This window comes from Arthrobacter alpinus (genome assembly GCF_900105965.1).
In the GTDB taxonomy this organism is placed as follows: Bacteria; Actinomycetota; Actinomycetes; order Actinomycetales; family Micrococcaceae; genus Specibacter; species Specibacter alpinus.
In genome coordinates, this window is record NZ_FNTV01000001.1 from 214531 (window position 1) to 231788 (window position 17258).

Genomic DNA, 17258 nt, shown 5'->3' on the forward strand with positions numbered 1-17258 from the left:
ACTACTCTCCAGCCATGGCTTTGGTGCTTGGCTGATTAGAAGGAACAACGGATCGCCTCCGGGTAAAGGCAAAGAGGAGGGCGAAAACAGATCGCCCCAAGTAGATGGCAGCCTTCGCTGGGTTATGACTTGGTGTCCCACCCTGGCGTGGGCGCATCTCGACGGGTACTTGGGTTACTGTGCATCCAGAACGCAAGGCAACGACCAACGAATCAATTGTGTCTCCCAAGTATTCGGCAGGATAGTGGTCTAAATACTGACTGATGGCTCGGTCATTACCTGCTCGGAAACCACTGGTGACATCAGTCAGTCTCGTTTTAGCTACTGAGGAGATTACTTTCGCCAGCACCAGCATGGCCCACTTGCGGGGCCCGCTAACCGTATAGTCGCCTCTATCGGCAAAGCGCGCACCGATGGAAATGTCAGCATGCTGAAGGCCCGCGAGGACTTCTGCAATATTTCGAGGATCATGTTGGCCATCGGCGTCAACTTGAATGACTTGGGAATAGCCGAAGCGGCGAGCATATTTGAAGCCTGCCCGCATTGCCCCGCCCACACCCAAATTGTAGGGAAGATTCAATACGGTGGCACCTGCCGCGGCAGAAACTGCGGCTGTCTTGTCTGTTGATCCGTCATTAACTACCAGCACGTCGTAGTTCGGATCTGTCGCCAAAACTTCTGACACCGTGTTGGCGACAGCCTCTTCTTCGTTCCAGGCGGGCATAATGACGAGCACGCGCTGGGTGGGCAAGGAATTCATAACATCCAAACTATATCAAGTGGACAATGATCAGATTTTTCGCCGAATTGGTAGGCGCAGATCTAGCTCAAGCGTTTCTCCAAGGGCTGTGGGATACGTCCGGACTTTCCCGTGAATCCGTCACGCAATCCTGCGATGGCAGCCGTGAGGAGTTTCACCCGGTTCGGGCTGAACAGAAAGCGAAGGAGGTGTGCCTTGGCCTCTTCGACCAAACGCCTGCCAACCCATCCCGGGTTGCTGCGTAGGTACCTTTTCGTCAGGGCAGTTCCGTTACGGCAAATATAGTAGACGCGGCTGGGGGAATGGTAGTTGAAACCGATGTCCCGACCCAGAACTCGTACCTTGCGCCCGAAAAGTTGGGCTTGGCCGCGCTCACCCAGATCGTGTTCAATAGTGCAGCCAGGGCCGATGATCGTGGCTAATCCTGCATCACGGCATCGCATGGTGAAATCAGAATCAACGCCGTCTATAAAGAAGTCAGCCGCAAATCTGCCCACAGTGCTAATGGTCTGCCGTGGAATGAAAAAACCGGATTGCATGGGGTCGAAGGCTTGGCAGAAGCCATCCACGTTCTTCCACAGCGGGCTTGCATGTCCGCTGTAGCTGGCGGCGCATACGAAGCCGACGGAGACGCCAGCTACAGCTGCTTCCTTCAACGTTTGGTGAGCGCGGCGGACGTAGTCGTCAACCAGGACCGAATCCTGGTCCAAGGTTATGAAGTAGTCGGGATGGAATGACTTCTCAGCAAGCATTACACCGGCATTCAGAGCTGCACCAATACCTTGGTTGGAGCCTTGGTGGATTACATGCGCTCCTGCTTTCTCCAGCTCCGCAAATATCTGGGTCGAAGAGGCGGGAGAGCCGTCGTCGACGACCACAATGTGATTGATCTGCCGAGACAAAGCCACGACGGTGTGGACTAGTGTGGCCGCTGGTTTGAATGCGGCTATCACTGCAGCTGTTGTGAACTGGGAATTGATGTCAGCCAATGTCGCGTGAGCTACTTTCATGGTTGAGGAAACGCAAAGCGGGAATCAGAAGTGTTAGGAAGAGCAGCACCTCGCTGAGGGCCATGCCCATGGCAACCCCCACGACGTTACCGTTTGTACCTGAGATCAGCATGAAAGCCACTCCGAGCACGGCGGAAACGAGTGTCCAGCGCAGGACCAATGCCTTCTTGCCAGCAGGAATGAGGATATTGCGGATGAAGGGTGTGCTGGCCGACAAGAAAGCAAAGGAAACGCCATAGTAAAAGCAGAGTTCGGTTGTGGCCTGAATTTGCCCGGCGAAAAGCAAGCTACTGGCGAAAGGCCCAAATGCCGTCAGGAAGGCGGCGCCCACGACGCCTAATACGGCGTGTGACCAGATAGCTACCAAATGCCGTCGCCGTTGCTGGCTGACACCGGGTTCTATGGTCCAGCTTTGGAAGGCGTTGCCTAGAGCTACAACGGTGAAAATCCCAAACCGGTAAAGGGTATCTGCCGTGGCCAAGGCGCCGGATGCGACAGCCGGGGTGGTCGCAGTTGCTATTGGGGTGGGCGTGGATGCATAAGCGTTGGCAGCGACGTTAATACCTGCGGTGTGCCCCTGTTCCCTGATGTCGACGAACGTCTGGAGGATGTTACGGGGAAGCCAGCTGCCCTTGAGGGAGAGCTTTCGGTGAAAGAAGACCAGCGCTGCCACGGTGGCTACGGCGAGCACCAGCGTGTAGTTCCACAACTGGTGGGTGACCATGAGTAGGGGTACAGAAACGACCGTTGCGAGAAAACGGGGAATCGTGTCAAAAAAAGCCAACAGTTTCGGCTGGCCCATGCCGATGCAGAACCAAGCCGGCGACATGCCAGCCAACAAGGAGGCCACCGCCATGCTGACGGCATCGAACCGGAAGTCAGGCGCCGCCACCCATGCAGTGATGATGCAAGCAACAGGCAAAACAAAGACCATCAAAACGAGTCTTGTCCTCAAACTCGTGAGGTAGATGGCGCCACGGTCGCGAGCATTCTCCGCGCGTGCGATTGCTACCGGACCTTCAATATTCCAGCCCCACATCAATACGGTGGCGCCAAAGGTGCCGATGGCCTGTCCGGAGATGACGCTTGAGATTCCGCTGGCACCCACAAAAGACGAGATGACGGGAAGAAGGAGCAGGGGGGTGACCAGGGACAACAGGGGAAAGAAAGTAAATCCCGAAAGTCGCAGTAGTACGGTTTTCATGAATGCGAAGGATTCCTTGCGACAGATGGGTGGTTCATTCAATCTTACTGGAGGAGGTCGCTGGCCCGAATCATCTAGACTTGCCGGTGGTGGTCGTCAATAGCTTTCACGGCCCAGACCATAGCTTCGAAAGTGAAGAGTGAACAGCATGCCGATTGACCCGTCACCCTTGCCAGTGGCTATCCGCGCTAGTGTCTGTATGGCTACTTATCGAGGGGTTCGTTACGTCGCTGAGCAACTTGAGTCCATCCTGGCTCAGTTGGCGGACAATGACGAAGTCGTGATCGTTGACGATGCCTCTGGCGATGCCACGGTAGAAATCGTCAAGGCCTTGGATGACCCAAGGGTGCGGATTATCGAAGTAACCACGAACCAGGGATATGTCCGATCCTTTGAGCAAGCCGTACTGGCGAGCACCGGTAAATTCATATTCCTTGCCGACCAGGATGATGTCTGGATCCCCGGACGGCTCGAACTTATGTTGACGGCGCTACAGAGCAGTTCTGTCGTGGCTTCGAACTTTGCTGTCTTGGGAGGGGGCTCGCGTGGCAATGTTCCCGAACTAAAGTCGGGCGACTCCAACCACCACCTCCGCAACATCTTCGGTATCGTAGTCGGCTACCGCCCCTACTATGGTTGCGGCATGGCCATGACTCGGCAGCAAGCTGAAATTTTTGCGCCCGTTCCCCCGTATCTCAGAGAGTCTCACGACTTGTGGCTTGCGTTGTGTGGCAACGTGGCCAAATCCATGGTTCACCTCGACGAACCGACACTTCTGCGACGGCTACATGATGAGAACGTCACCCCGCGTGGATGGCGCTCACTGAGCGCCATCCTGAGAGCACGAATTATGATCGTGCGAGCATTCGCCGAGGCAGTTCGTCGAACCAAAAATGCCAGCAAGCGGTTACTCTAGTCCGGAATGCAGTCTCCTAGAATCGCACCGAATCGACGGACAGTTTCTGTAAATCGTTCGTGAGCTGCCACGTGCCGTCCCGAACTATGCCTACAGTTGTCTTGCCGTCACCATTCCAATCTCCTGTGGTCGGGCGGTCCGTGCCGATGCCGTAACGGAAGACGTAGTTGACCGGCGGTTGCAACTGGCTGTCTGTCAACCAGAACGTGCCATTGCGCCACACCCCGAAGGTGTCCCATCTGTCACCATTCCAGTCTCCAACGACAGGCGTGTCGGTACCCACCCCAAAATAAGCCGAAACATCCACCTTGGGACTGCGTGCTTGGGAATTGGTGACTTGCCAACTTCCGTTTCTAAAGATACCAATGGTCGTCTTCCGGTCCCCGTTCCAGTCGCCTGTAATGGGGGTATCCGTCCCAACACCAAAGTATTGGACAAGATCCACTGACAACCTGCTGAGGTTGTTGGTCAATTGCCAAACGCCGGACCTTACGATTCCGATGGTCGCCGTGCCGTCACCATCCCAGTCACCAACGACAGGTTTGTCGCCCGGTGCGCCAAAGTAGAAACACCGACGGGTATTTGCAGGCATCTCCAAACACCATTGCGAGTCCTTGAACCATCCGACGTATGTCTTACCGTCTCCGCCCCACTTGCCGCTGATGACAGTTGCGCCTGGTACGAGTCCTATTACAGGCTTCTTCGTTCCACTGGCAAGCTCACGGAGATCGTCCATGGTGCCATTAAAAACGTTCTGGTCGCCGGGAAAGGTCGCTGGTATTGTCTGTGCCGGGTTTGCGTAGTCGTTCGCATACTGCCAAATGGTGTACTTCGGCCACTGTCCTGGCATCCAGGGGCTGGATGCGTAATACGCGGCGATCCACAGTGGATTGGAGTTGGCAAACGCGTTGCTGCTGCCAAAACACTCCTGCCAGAAGTAGTAGCTTGAGTAGATCACGGGGTCTCGACCAGTTGATGCCTTGATTGTGCTCGTGAAGTCTTTGACCCAATTGACCAGCGCCGCCGGGGCCATCCCATAACACTTGTTGGTTTTGTCCGTCGAGACATAGGGATTGTCCTCAATGTCCAAAGCCGGAGGTAGGGTTTTTCCGTCTCCAGACCACCCTCCACCTGATTCAAGCATGACTTTTGCCTGAGAGGAGCCGCTGGATAGGTTGGGCCGCGCAAAGTGGTAGCCGCCGCGCAGCAAGCCGACATTTGCGGCACCGTTATATTGCTGCGTGAAATAGTCGTTGAGCGTCCAGGGGCCTTCGGAAGTCTTGATGTACGCGAACCGGGCGCCGGAATTCTTCACGGCGGTCCAGTTGACGTTTTTCTGCCAGCCACTGACATCAAGGCCCAAGGGCTTGCCTTCTGTACCCGTAGGTTGATCACCTACCGTTGGTTCGCTAGAGGCTGACAACGGTTGTGCCAGTTTTGTGGCACTTTTGGGTGCCAGTTGGCCAGCTTGGCCCATGACGGCTCCACCATCGGTGGGACGCTGCGGTGCATCCGGAGAAGTAGTAGCAGGGCCTGCGACTTGGTCCAGCCCGGTTGCATCTTTCTGCGGTTCAGTGGTTGGAGTATTAGTGAGCGAATTTGGGGTTGAAGGTACCACCTCAGCACCGGTTGTGGCTGGCACTTCAATTGGAGCGACCGTGGAAGGCTCGGTGGGAGCAATCGTGGCCTCTGCGACAGGTGAAGCGCTGTCGCCAACTGGTGTGGCAAGAGCTGGCGAGACGCCGATGCCGCCGATGGCGCTGGAGGCCATCGCCAAGGACGCCAGCAAAGCAGCCAATTTATTGGTTTTCATGATTTCCTCGGACGGGGATTTGGACGGATGCCGGATGCCGGATGCCGGATGCCGGACGTCGACACGGAAGAGTCGGATCGGGAGCGGTGGACGCCATGCAGTAGCCCAACGTTGCGCTACGCTCTAATGTTGCCAATGATACTCACGATAATGCAGTGACTGGTGAGAAAACTTGTTTGGAGGCCCTCCAAGCTTCGTGTTTTCCTGATGAACTGGTGTATTCCCGTATGCTGGAACTATGCGAAATCTTCTTGTGACCGGTGGTGCCGGGTTCATTGGCTCCAATTTTGTCCACTATGTTCTTGAAAATACTGATCTGCATGTCACGGTGCTGGACAAGCTTACTTATGCCGGTAATTTGGCGTCCCTTGACGGTCTTCCTGCGGATCGTTTCACCTTCGTGCAGGGTGATATTTGCGATGCCGGCCTGGTCGACACACTGGTAGCGGGCGTTGATGCTGTGGTGCATTACGCGGCGGAGTCGCATAATGACAACTCGCTGCATGATCCCCGCCCGTTCCTGGATACCAACATCATTGGCACGTACACGCTGATCGAGGCCGCTCGGAAGCACAGCAAGCGTTTCCACCACATCTCCACCGATGAGGTCTATGGCGATTTGGAACTTGATGATCCCCAGCGGTTCACCGAGGAAACCCCGTATGCGCCCTCGAGCCCGTATTCCTCCACGAAGGCCGGCTCCGATCTGCTCGTGCGTGCCTGGGTGCGTTCCTTTGGGCTGCAGGCCACCATCAGCAACTGCTCCAACAACTACGGCCCGTACCAGCACGTGGAAAAGTTCATTCCCCGCCAGATCACGAATGTGATCGACGGGATCCGTCCCAAGCTCTACGGCAAGGGCGAGAACGTGCGTGACTGGATCCATGCCAATGACCACTCTTCGGCGGTGCTGGCGATCCTGGAAAAGGGACGCATCGGTGAGACGTATTTGATCGGTGCTGACGGGGAGAAGAACAACAAGGACGTTGTTGAGCTGATTCTTACTCACATGGGCCAGGCAGCGGACGCCTACGACCACGTGATCGACCGTCCGGGGCATGACCTGCGGTACGCGATCGAATCCAAGAAGCTGCGCACCGAGCTGGGCTGGGAGCCCTCCTTCGCAAACTTTGATGCTGGCATCGAGGACACCATCACGTGGTACCGGGACAACGAGTCATGGTGGCGCCCGCAGAAGGCCGCCACTGAAGCCAAGTACAAGGAACAGGGCCAGTAAGAATGACTTTTGAGTTCTCCAAGACACTGACCGCCACCGCCACCACGATTCCCGGGGTTGTCCTCTATGACCTTCCCGTGCATGGGGACAACAGGGGATGGTTCAAGGAAAACTGGCAGCGCGAGAAGATGATGGCCCTGGGCCTGCCGGACTTCTCCCCGGTGCAGAACAACATTTCCTTCAACGAGACAGCCGGCACGACCCGCGGGATCCACGCCGAACCGTGGGACAAATTCATCTCCGTCGCCACGGGTAAGATCTTCGGTGCCTGGGTTGACCTGCGAGAAGGGGAGTCGTTCGGTGCCGTCTTCACCGCGGAACTGGACCCCTCACAAGCGATCTTCATTCCCCGCGGGGTCGGCAATGCCTTCCAAACACTCGAAGATGACACGGCCTACACGTACCTGGTCAACGACCACTGGTCAGCCGACGCCCAGGGCCAGTACACCTTCTTGAACCTGGCCGATGAGACCGCCGCCATTGAATGGCCCATCCCGTTGGAGCAGGCCGAGCTCTCCGACAAGGACAAGGCCCACCCCCGCCTGGCCGATGTCACCCCGATGCCTGCCAAGAAGATTCTTGTAGTGGGTGCCGACGGACAACTCGGCAAGGCGTTGCGTGCTGCCTACGACGGCGATACCAGGGTGGAGTTTGCCGCCAGGGCTGACTTCGACCTGAGCTCCGAGGCGTCCTACAACACCCGGAACTGGAAGAGCTACTCCACGATCATCAACGCCGCCGCGTACACGGCCGTGGACACCGCTGAAACACCCGAGGGGCGTCAATCGGCGTGGGCTATCAACGTCACAGCCGTCGCGAGCCTGGCAAAGGTCGCTACACGCCACGGAATCACCCTCGTGCACGTCTCTAGTGACTATGTCTTCGACGGCACCGCACAAAGCCATGACGAACACGAAGCCCTGACACCCCTGGGTGTTTACGGTCAGTCCAAGGCCGCCGGAGACGCCATCGTCTCAACAGTGCCCCGGCACTACATTGTGCGTACCAGTTGGGTCATCGGCGAAGGCAGCAACTTCGTGCGCACCATGGCCTCCCTCGCCGCCCGCGGGATCGCCCCCAGCGTCGTTAACGATCAGATCGGGCGGTTGAGCTTCACCGAAGACATCGCCGGCGGCATCAAACACCTCTTGGAAACAGAAACCGACTACGGTGTCTACAACCTCAGCAACGACGGCGACCCCCAGTCCTGGGCCGACATTGCCGCCGACGTGTACGAACTCACCGGCCACAACCGCGATTCCGTCACGGGCATCAGCACAGCCGAATACTTCAACGGCAAGACCGCCGCGCCCCGCCCACTTCAAAGCACCCTGAACCTAAGCAAAATCAAAGCCACAGGGTACGTGCCGGAAACGGCCAAGCAACGACTGGCCGACTACCTAGATGAAGGTGCGAACGCATAAAATGAAAGTTTTGGTAACCGGCGGAGCCGGCTATATCGGATCACACACAGTCCTTTGCTTGCTTGAGGCAGGGCATAGCGTTGTTGTGATGGACAATTTGGCAAATTCCTCCGTTGAATCTCTACGCAGGGTGGAGGAGCTGACCGGAAAACATCCGGAGTTCATTGAACTGGACTTGCTTGATGTCCAGGGAGTTGACTCGTTGTTTGCCACATCTGGCTTTGACGCGGTGATTCATTTTGCTGGGCTCAAGGCGGTAGGGGAGTCGGTTGCGGAGCCGCTACGGTACTACCAAAACAATATTGTGGGAACCCTGAATTTGCTCGCCTCCATGGACAAACACGGGGTGCGGACCTTGGTGTTCAGCTCTTCGGCCACCGTATATGGTGCGAGCGAAGAAGTGCCGCTGGTTGAAAAGATGCCGTTGGACGCCACAAATCCTTATGGACGAACCAAAGAACAGATCGAAGACATCCTGTCCGATCTTGGGGCAGCCGACCCCACTTGGCGTGTGGCGCTGCTGCGGTACTTCAACCCTGTCGGTGCCCACGAATCGGGCCGGATTGGCGAAGACCCCACTGGAGTTCCCAACAACTTGCTGCCATTTGTGGCCCAGGTCGCTGTGGGGCGTCGCGAAAAGGTCATGGTTTTCGGCAATGATTACCCGACACCTGACGGAACCGGTGTGCGTGATTACATTCACGTCATGGATCTCGCAGCAGGCCACCTGGCCGCTCTGGACTACCTTCCTAGTCATCAGGGAGTGTTCCGCTGGAATCTCGGATCTGGAAATGGGTCTTCCGTGCTGGAGGTCATTCAGGCCTTTGGCGATGCCGCAGGAAAACCTGTCCCGTTTGAATTTGCGCCCCGGCGTCCGGGGGACACTGCCGTCAGCTACGCTGACCCCTCTGCGGCATTGGCAGACCTTGGGTGGTCGGCACACCGGAACTTGATGCAGATGTGTGAGGACCACTGGCGCTGGCAGTTTAATAACCCCCAAGGCTACAGCCAATAAGTTTCAATCGTGGCCGACTCTCACTCGTGACGGTGAGGGTCGGCCTTTTTGTTGGGCGAATAGTGGGCGTCAGGATCGTGGCAGGGGTTCTTGCGGATGCCGCTGGTCCAATTCTTTTCCGCAAATTCATCTCAGCATCGAGCACCTAATTTTTTCGAGGAGCCCAACACGTGACCCATGCCTGTAGATTACGCCGGCGGGATTTACGCTGGACCTTGAAGGAGCTGGCCGACCCGGGTGTGCGCGTGGAGCTCGTGAATAAAGGATTGACCTTCGACAGGTCCCATACCTTCAGCCGTTAGCAGGAAGGCATTGCCCTGGCTAAACACCGCGGCGTTGAGCGGTCGTTGAACGACGAACAGGCGTCCGCTGTTTTTCAGCGTGCGTAGGGAGGTGCTATACCCGGTCATTCGGGAGGAAACACGGGAAAAGCCTTTTATCTGTTCCGACTCCCAGCACCTATCCGGTTGCCGTGGTGGGCTAGTAAGCGTTCACGACACGGATTTCCACGGCCTCAATTCGCAGGCTCTGACCAACGGTACCTGCAACCTCACCGTCGTTGACCCATGGCATCCACCCGATGTTTTGAACATGGACGCGGTATCTGAATTTGATGTTGGGCATGGTCGATTTCACTTGGATGGCTTCCATCCTCTTACTCTTACCAACGGTGCCAATAGTGGGTGAATTAGTACTCTGCCATGGCATCCACCCCTCGTCTTGGACGTGAGCGCGTGCGAGCTGTCCTGATCCGGCAAGGTTGAGCGCTTCCAGCCGCATGCTTCGGCCAATGGTGCCAGCTACGGCGCCATTGGCCACCATGTATTGCCAGCCCACGTTTTGAACGTGGCCTGCGTAGGCATAATCAGTGGGAGGCGTTGGCCATTCCGGCACGGTCGGTTGGAGGATTCTACTGGATGCATAACCGGCGATGTTGGCGACGACCACAGTCATCGATCCGTATTCGTACTTGGTTGTCCTTACCTGTCCGATGCCCATGTCGGTGGCTCGTGGATTTAGCAGAGCTGCCCGGTGTGACGGCGAGGCCATCCACCAGTCAACAATCTGCTGTGCGTTGTTGTTGATGCCAATAATTTCGGAGTACATGTCCGGCCCCTTGGGGAGAATGGACAGACCGGAGTCGGAGCGATGGATCGTTGCCATGTTGAGCTTGCCGGCATTAATACGGTTGTTGATCTCCTTTGCCCACGCCTGAGATCCTTGGGAGATGGCCTCGTTGAAGAACACGGGTCGTGCACCGTTTTCGGCCCTGTACACATTGGTTATTTCCATCACTTTGGCGATGAAGGGGTCTTTCGGCGTAGCTGCTGTCGATGAAGAACTCCCTACTACCAGCAGGGAGGCGGCTAATATTGCTGTTGATAGCAACGAAATGGTCTTGTGCATCGGTGAACTTTCATTGGGGAACATTGGTTGAAGTCAATCATGCGCCATTTTTCACCAACGGGCTGTCGGGCACTCGAAAGAGCGGGCCCCGAAAAGACCCGCCGCGGCAACTTGGTGGGACATTCAGCCGCCGAGGCGGTCAAGCTTCCGGGCAAACAAAGCGTCTCGCTGGAGAGCAGTTGACGCGGGTCCATCAGATTTTGAGACTTTGCATATCCCATAAGCGGCGTCGGCTAGCTAAGATTGACGGTTCCTGTTCCACAACCAGTCACTAGAAGTAAGCGTCAAGAAATACTCTGTTTTCGGATTAGGGACACTTATATGTGCGGAGAAGTGAGTCGTTGTAGACCACTCTCGAACGGGTCACCCATGCGCCTTCAACACGTCTATTTGCTGCTTCTTCTGGACGGTCATCGATGCTGAACGTTCCGAGGATCGTCCCACCGCAAAGATGGTTGAAAGAACGTTGTCCACGCGCAACTGACGGTTTTGGACTGAGCCAATTCCGGCGTCTGGGGCTACCTTGAATGTTTCAAGCCAGCCTGACTGTGCGCTACTTGAATTCTTGAGAGTCCGGGGAATCACACGCAAACTGCTTGCCATTCCGGGCGGTTCCAATCCGACGCGCCCGGAGCTGGACAAGGGTTTGGAACTACTGGGCGAAGTCCGTAACGGAAGATCTGGGCGGCGATCCCTACACGGCGTTGATCGTGGCCAAGAGCCTGCACTCGAGGCTGAAGTGCACGAGTACACAGTCACCCGGGTAAACTCAGCTGGGGGATTCGAATGGCGTTCGCATCTGAGCGTCACCTATTTTGAGGTGTTATCTAGAATGTCGATTGTGGCTGGAGACCAATCCAGGAACCGAAGCCGGCGCCGCGCGGCGCCGGTACCGAACCTTCCCAAGCGGAGTGATCAACGCAAATTCTTGCCTGAAGTCCAGGGCTTGCGGGCCGTGGCCGTCCTGATGGTGGTGGCCTATCACGTATGGTTTGGGCGAATTTCCGGCGGTGTGGATGTCTTTCTACTTATTTCATCGTTCCTCCTGACGGGGCAGTTCACCCGCAAGCTGGAAAATGGCCGGGCATTGGAACTGTTCAAGTACTGGGCGCACCTGTTTAAACGGCTGCTGCCCTTGATTGCAGTCACCCTTCTTTTGACATTGCTTGGCACATATTTGTTTCTGCCTGAGACGCGTTGGACAGGCACACTCGGGCAAACTTGGGCTTCACTTTTTTACTATCAAAACTGGTTCCTGGCGGCCGAGTCCGTGGACTACTATGCAACCGACCACAGTGCCGCAAGCCCCCTGCAGCACTTTTGGTCGCTCTCCATTCAGGGACAGATTTTTATCCTCTGGCCCTTGATTTTTGCGGTGGGTGCAATGATTGCTCGCGCCGGAAAGCTCAGGATTCGTGCTGTGCTGTTGTACCTCTTCGGAGCCGTGTTTGCCGTGTCGTTGGTCTTCTCAATCATCACGACGAATACAAATCAGGCGTTTGCGTACTTTGATACACGGACCCGGCTGTGGGAGTTTGCCTTGGGTTCGATGCTTGCATTGATCCTGCCGTATTTGGATTTTAAACGATCTACCCGAATTGTCTTTGGTTGGCTAGGCGTTGTTGCCATGCTTACCTGCGGCATGATCCTGCAGGTGGGACAACAATTCCCGGGTTATATGGCTTTGTGGCCAACGTTGGCAGCGGCGTTTGTCATCGTTGCAGGGTTCACCGACAGCAAGTTCGGTGCCGACAGGTTCTTAAGTTGGAAGCCTTTGGTCAGGCTTGGCGACAGCTCATATGCCCTATATCTGTTTCACTGGCCCTTGCTGGTGTTTTTCCTTGTGGACACGGGGCGTGACCATGCTGGTGCAGTGGCCGGCACAGTTATCATCGCGATCTCATTGGTGGCGGCGTTTCTTGCAACAAAGTTCATTGACACCCCCATCCGTCGGAGCAAGTGGATTGAGCAGAAGCGGCGCAGAGCCATCCTGACGATCGCTGTCTGTATTGCGTTAGTCGCCGCGCCGCTCAGTGTGTGGCAACTGCGGATACACGCGGATGAGCTGGCCCTTCAAGCTCAAGATGAGGCCGCGCAATCCGAAGTCTTCAGGAACTATCCGGGTGCCTTGGCCCTGCAACCAGGCTTTGTGGATGCAGCCGACCCTGATCTGCCATTGCGGCCCGCCCTTACCGCGTTGGATAAGCAATGGGTGACTTTTGGCAAGGCATGTGAAGGATCGCTGGCTCCAGCAGACGGAACGCTGACAGACAATTGTGTGCAAACTGAACTCACCCAGAAGCCGAAAAAGACAATAGTGGTGGTGGGGGATTCCCATGCGCAGCAGTTGTCGGGTGCACTGAATGAAGTGGCCCGGAAGAACAACTGGCAAGTGGTGGCACTGCTGCTCGGGGGCTGTGATTTTGGGGCCGAGAACGTCTCGTCAGGCCGTGGCGAAGAATGTGTCGACTTCAATAAATCTGCGCTCGATTATGTGCTCAAGCTCAAACCGGATGCTGTCCTCACCCTGGCAACGAAGTCGGTCGCGGACTCTCCGGAAGAACATGTGCCGGCCGGTTATGAATCTGCGGTCCGGTCCATTGCAAGTGAAGGAATTGATGTCCTGGGCGTCCGTGACAACCCACGTTTTGTGGCCAACATGGCATCCTGCGTGGCGCAATCGAGTTCGGAAGACTGTGCCGTCCAACAGGCGAGCCACCTGGCGGCAAGCAACCCGGCTGAATCATTGAACCAGATCGACGGCGCCCACATGATCGACCTTACGGACCAACTCTGCAAGGACGGAGTCTGCAGTCCGGTCGTGGGAAATGTGCTGGTCTATTTGGATCAAAATCACCTTACATGGGACTTTGCCAAAACTATGGCACCTGCTCTCGGCGAACGAATTGCAGCAGCAACCGGGTGGGATGTGAAATAGGCCGTTTGGCCCAAAGTTATCCACAGTTCCCATTTGCCCCTAGCGGTCATCTGATCTGAGCGGCTAGGCTCCTGACCACAGAGTTGGGGACACCGCAAAGGGGCGGAGGTGGTCTGATTGGATGCGCTGGCATTAGTTGAAGATGAAGTTCGGGAACTCATCCGTCGCAAGGGGCTTGACCCACTGAGGCAGGGACCCGAAATGCGTGCACTGATAGAGGCCGCCGTCAATGACTACGGTGAGCGGTCTCTGCTTGGCGCGGTTCCGGCTCTAACTCATGGTGAAGACATCAAGCGAGCCGTGTTCAATGCCGTCGCCGGTTTCGGTGAATTGCAGCCGTTCCTCGACGATCCTGACATTGAAGAAATCTGGTTGAATGCGCCGGATCAAGTCTTTGTTGCCAGGCATGGGCAATCAGAACTGACAAGCGTCTGCTTCACGTTCCAGCAGGTCCGGGACTTGGTGGAAAGAATGCTGAAGAGCTCGGGGCGCCGCCTCGATCTGAGCAGCCCCTTTGTGGACGCGAAGGATAACTTATCCATGGGTAAGGACTGAATATCACTTAGAGTAGCTAAATGACCTCCTCACAGGCCCACAGCCCCGGCGACCCCGTAGCAATCTACCTGCGCATCAGTAGCGACCGTACGGGGGACGGGGAGGGCGTAGCGAGGCAGTTAGTGGACTGTGAGCGTCTGGCTAAGCAGCGTGGACTGAATGTCATCAAAGTGATCCGAGAGAACGACGTTTCCGCTTACAACGGGAAACGCCGTAAGGGCTTTGAGGTCCTCAAGCTCATGATCGAAGAGGGCAAGATTATGGGCGTAGTCGCCTACGACAGTGATCGAATTTACAGAGCGGTCAGCGACTTGGAAGCGCTACTAAAGATCATTGAAGAGCATGCGGTCACGGGGTTCACTATGTACTCTGTGACCGCAGGGAAAATTGACTTCAACACTCCGCAAGGGAGGATGACGGCTCGCCTGTTCGCCACTGTCGCCCAGTACGAGGTGGACCATAAAGCGCAGCGGCAGGTCAGTGCCCATGAGGCGATCTTTGCTAGGGGTGGATGGAGCGGCGGACGCCTGCCATTGGGGTATCAACTAGGTGAGCGTGTCGGTGAGATCGAGCCTGATCCCGTTAGTGCTCCGGTCATTCAGCACATCGCCGCCGAGATGATCACGGGACGGATGACTATTACTGCCGCGACGAAGTATCTCCGAGAGAATACTCGGCACAAATTTACCAAGCCAGTAGCCCTTAAAGGTGCTCTGCGGGGTCCCACGCTGTATGGCCTGCGCGAGTACATCCCAGCCAAGGTGAGGCGTAAAAACGAAAAAGCCAAGACTCCAATCAAGGTGCCGGGGACCCTTAAAAAGGCTGCGTGGGAGCCGATTCTGGATACTGATGATCGAGCTAAGCTCATGATTATTCTCAAGGAGATTCCGAGGGGCAGGCCATTGAGTCGGAGCTTGCTGGCTGGACTGATGCAGTGTGGTCTTTGTGGCACGCTGATGGGGTACTCGAAGACGACTTATAAGTGCAATTTTAGTACCGGTGGCTGTGCCAAAATCTCAGTGTCCACTACAGGCGTCGAGAAGCACGTAATGGCCGAGGTGAACAAATTTTTGGCAGTCCACAGCAGCCCGTTGAATGGTATCCAGTACGCCGGAAAACCCCCTGTATCCGCCCCCACACGCAGAGATGTCGCCTCGGAGCTGACTGCCATTGCTGAAAAGCGCAAGCAGTACATGAGCCTCGAAGCGGAGGGTCTGTTCGGGAATGACGGAGGTGTCGAACTAAGGCGACTGCTAAAGCAGCTCAAGGCCCAAGAAGAAGAAATCAATTTTTTGGTGGTTGGTGAGATCAACGCAGAGATCAAGGCTGAGCGAGAAGCCGAAGCACATAGAGTCTGGGCATCAATTGCCAAAGATCAGTCACAAGAAGCCCTAGCCATGAAAAATCAGACGATTCGGAATGTCACCTCCAGCATCAAGGTGATGCCTAGCGCAAAAGGCACAAGCTCGGGTCCGAAATTTGAAGGCAGTCGCGTAAAAATTACATTCGGGCAAATTGTTGAAGAGGAAGACTTCGTGGTCGATCAAAGGCTTGTTGATCTGAATACGCCAAGCGATGAAAATTTTCTGCAAATGGCCCGAGACAACGCCGAGCGACATGGGTCGAAGTACTAACAGGCACTGCACCACTTAGGATGACCTCGGGAGATTCCCACCATAGTAGTAATAGTAGTAGGGGTAACAACGTGCAGCCGACGTGGTTTGACTGGATGGTATGGGCGACAACAATGGGGGCGATTGTTGTACCCGTGTGGATCACTATCGTTCTATGGCAGCGAGACCGCCGTAAGGCTGAGTACCGGGAGCAGGAGCGCGCCCTGCGTGACCTTGTGCGGCAACTGGACGACTTGGAGGGTGACAACCTCACCAAGATCAGAATTAGCTACATGAGCGAGTTCCTCGAATCCTACGGTGGTGCTGTCCCGCTAATCGCTCTCATCGAAGGGCAGCTCCAGCGGTACGACCCAGAACAGGGGTCCCTCGACTTGGCCATTGATGTAGGAATGATGGTGCGGTCTTGGCGGCAGGATGCAAGATTTAGAGCCGACTCAGTGGAATTGTTCTACGCTCGGTCCAAGATCAACCCCTACTCAGGAGATAATGCCATTTTGACGCCTGACGAAATCACCAAGGCAGAAGGCTTCGTTCTGCTAGACGAGAGAATTCACCCGTGGCTTCAGGGGACACGGATGTCTGTCTGGCAGATTCGCAAGCGTAAGGCTGTTCGCTGGATCAGAAAGAGGCTCCGCCGCGAACCAGTGTGGAATACCAACAACATGATGACCTTGGGCAATGAGCTGGCTTTCCCCAAGCAAAAGGACACCCCTTATCCGCTCTAGCGATAGGAGAATCGCTGCCCGTTGTAGTCTGCGTCCACACCGCACAACATTTTCGCCACTGATCCCCCACCAAGGTCTACATCCACAGCGACGATATAGCCGCGATGCTCGCCATTTTTGGATGGAGGAGCTACTTTGACATCGCCGACGAAGGACATCGCCCAATTTGAAGTCTTGAACGAGTTGCGCGCATAAATCTGCATATGGTCGCCGCAGGCTTTAGCAACTTTCTTCGCCTCTTCGGAAGTGGCAATCCGTGAAAGTGGAGGAGTCGGTCCCTTGTCACTCTTCCCGATGCCGGTCAGGGCGCAGCCACCGAGTAGGGCCACGGTGATGCCTACCACCACCCACGTTTGCGTCGTAGGCAATTTGTCACTCTTCTTTCCATGCGCACCCATGCCTTCAATTTATCCACCACCACCAAATTCGTCCCAATCCCAATCGCCACGGTCACACTATTGACTTCTTGCGCACCGCTTTGATTCGCCGCACGCCCCCTTCACCCCTCAAAAACGATGGGTTCTGAGTGATAGGTGCCCAGTGGGAAGCATGGCTCTCACAATCGCCAAAAATCGCTTTAGATAGATGAATGCTACCAATAGCCAATTGACAACCTTATT

Annotated in this window: 13 protein-coding genes and 1 pseudogene; 8 read left to right on the top strand and 6 right to left on the bottom strand. The window is 55.8% G+C overall.

All coding sequences use genetic code 11. From position 1 onward, the window contains the following. Position 1: 1 nt before the first annotated feature. The 3 genes from BLV41_RS00940 to BLV41_RS00950 all read right to left on the bottom strand — a co-directional run bounded on the left by BLV41_RS00940 (position 2) and on the right by BLV41_RS00950 (position 2974). Complete coding sequence (locus BLV41_RS00940) at positions 2 to 760, bottom strand: glycosyltransferase family 2 protein (protein ID WP_044572622.1); 759 nt, start codon at positions 758 to 760, stop codon at positions 2 to 4. A 62-nt stretch (positions 761 to 822) separates the two neighbouring features. Continuing rightward, the gene (locus BLV41_RS00945; protein ID WP_074709715.1) at positions 823 to 1770 is read right to left on the bottom strand and encodes a glycosyltransferase; all 948 of its coding nucleotides are present in this window, start codon (positions 1768 to 1770) and stop codon (positions 823 to 825) included. Next, positions 1742 to 2974 carry a polysaccharide biosynthesis protein gene (locus BLV41_RS00950; protein ID WP_044572617.1) on the bottom strand — a complete coding sequence of 411 codons (1233 nt, stop codon included), beginning with the start codon at positions 2972 to 2974 and terminating at the stop codon, positions 1742 to 1744. Before BLV41_RS00950 ends, BLV41_RS00945 begins: the two co-directional genes overlap by 29 nt. 199 nt (positions 2975 to 3173) lie before the next feature. Between BLV41_RS00950 and BLV41_RS00955 the strand changes: the two genes are divergently transcribed. Continuing rightward, positions 3174 to 3890, top strand: a complete 717-nt coding sequence (locus BLV41_RS00955) for a glycosyltransferase (RefSeq protein WP_244516675.1) — start codon at positions 3174 to 3176, stop codon at positions 3888 to 3890. Positions 3891 to 3906: 16 nt separating this feature from the next. Here the strand turns inward: BLV41_RS00955 and BLV41_RS00960 are convergent, their stop codons facing one another. Then, positions 3907 to 5703, bottom strand: a complete 1797-nt coding sequence (locus tag BLV41_RS00960) for a GH25 family lysozyme (protein ID WP_074709720.1) — start codon at positions 5701 to 5703, stop codon at positions 3907 to 3909. A gap of 238 nt (positions 5704 to 5941) precedes the next feature. On the opposite strand from BLV41_RS00960, the gene rfbB reads away from it, so the two are divergent. From rfbB to galE, 3 genes are read left to right on the top strand one after another with little or no spacing between them, the layout of a single operon-like run. Beyond that, the gene (gene rfbB / locus BLV41_RS00965) at positions 5942 to 6940 is read left to right on the top strand and encodes a dTDP-glucose 4,6-dehydratase (protein WP_074709722.1); all 999 of its coding nucleotides are present in this window, start codon (positions 5942 to 5944) and stop codon (positions 6938 to 6940) included. A 2-nt stretch (positions 6941 to 6942) separates the two neighbouring features. Beyond that, positions 6943 to 8364, top strand: coding sequence for a sugar nucleotide-binding protein (locus BLV41_RS00970; protein ID WP_074709725.1), 1422 nt, complete (start codon positions 6943 to 6945; stop codon positions 8362 to 8364). Position 8365: 1 nt separating this feature from the next. Continuing rightward, complete coding sequence (galE, locus tag BLV41_RS00975) at positions 8366 to 9379, top strand: UDP-glucose 4-epimerase GalE (RefSeq protein WP_074709726.1); 1014 nt, start codon at positions 8366 to 8368, stop codon at positions 9377 to 9379. Positions 9380 to 9859: 480 nt separating this feature from the next. Here the strand turns inward: galE and BLV41_RS00985 are convergent, their stop codons facing one another. Next, positions 9860 to 10786, bottom strand: a complete 927-nt coding sequence (locus BLV41_RS00985; protein WP_074709732.1) for a CAP domain-containing protein — start codon at positions 10784 to 10786, stop codon at positions 9860 to 9862. An 841-nt stretch (positions 10787 to 11627) separates the two neighbouring features. On the opposite strand from BLV41_RS00985, the gene BLV41_RS00995 reads away from it, so the two are divergent. The 4 genes and pseudogenes from BLV41_RS00995 to BLV41_RS01010 all read left to right on the top strand — a co-directional run bounded on the left by BLV41_RS00995 (position 11628) and on the right by BLV41_RS01010 (position 16638). Then, positions 11628 to 13724, top strand: a complete 2097-nt coding sequence (locus BLV41_RS00995) for an acyltransferase family protein (protein ID WP_244516677.1) — start codon at positions 11628 to 11630, stop codon at positions 13722 to 13724. A 117-nt stretch (positions 13725 to 13841) separates the two neighbouring features. Continuing rightward, positions 13842 to 14249: pseudogene (locus tag BLV41_RS01000) on the top strand (CpaF family protein); the annotation flags it as partial. Positions 14250 to 14299: 50 nt separating this feature from the next. Then, complete coding sequence (locus BLV41_RS01005) at positions 14300 to 15913, top strand: recombinase family protein (protein WP_074709739.1); 1614 nt, start codon at positions 14300 to 14302, stop codon at positions 15911 to 15913. Positions 15914 to 16047: 134 nt separating this feature from the next. Then, positions 16048 to 16638: a hypothetical protein gene (locus tag BLV41_RS01010; RefSeq protein WP_139244166.1), complete on the top strand. Its 591-nt coding sequence runs from the start codon at positions 16048 to 16050 to the stop codon at positions 16636 to 16638. Here the strand turns inward: BLV41_RS01010 and BLV41_RS01015 are convergent. After that, complete coding sequence (locus tag BLV41_RS01015; protein WP_074709745.1) at positions 16635 to 17036, bottom strand: hypothetical protein; 402 nt, start codon at positions 17034 to 17036, stop codon at positions 16635 to 16637. The genes BLV41_RS01010 and BLV41_RS01015 overlap by 4 nt on opposite strands. Positions 17037 to 17258: the final 222 nt, after the last annotated feature.

Bases quoted from the DNA above. Each gene is read 5' to 3' on its own strand.
- BLV41_RS00985 (WP_074709732.1), bottom strand. From the start codon at position 10,786: ATGCACAAGACCATTTCGTTGCTATCAACAGCAATATTAGCCGCCTCC.
- BLV41_RS00970 (WP_074709725.1), top strand. From the start codon at position 6,943: ATGACTTTTGAGTTCTCCAAGACACTGACCGCCACCGCCACCACGATT.
- BLV41_RS00950 (WP_044572617.1), bottom strand. From the start codon at position 2,974: ATGAAAACCGTACTACTGCGACTTTCGGGATTTACTTTCTTTCCCCTG.
- galE (WP_074709726.1), top strand. From the start codon at position 8,366: ATGAAAGTTTTGGTAACCGGCGGAGCCGGCTATATCGGATCACACACA.
- BLV41_RS01005 (WP_074709739.1), top strand. From the start codon at position 14,300: ATGACCTCCTCACAGGCCCACAGCCCCGGCGACCCCGTAGCAATCTAC.
- BLV41_RS00955 (WP_244516675.1), top strand. From the start codon at position 3,174: ATGGCTACTTATCGAGGGGTTCGTTACGTCGCTGAGCAACTTGAGTCC.
- rfbB (WP_074709722.1), top strand. From the start codon at position 5,942: ATGCGAAATCTTCTTGTGACCGGTGGTGCCGGGTTCATTGGCTCCAAT.
- BLV41_RS01015 (WP_074709745.1), bottom strand. From the start codon at position 17,036: ATGGGTGCGCATGGAAAGAAGAGTGACAAATTGCCTACGACGCAAACG.
- BLV41_RS00940 (WP_044572622.1), bottom strand. From the start codon at position 760: ATGAATTCCTTGCCCACCCAGCGCGTGCTCGTCATTATGCCCGCCTGG.
- BLV41_RS00960 (WP_074709720.1), bottom strand. From the start codon at position 5,703: ATGAAAACCAATAAATTGGCTGCTTTGCTGGCGTCCTTGGCGATGGCC.
- BLV41_RS00945 (WP_074709715.1), bottom strand. From the start codon at position 1,770: ATGAAAGTAGCTCACGCGACATTGGCTGACATCAATTCCCAGTTCACA.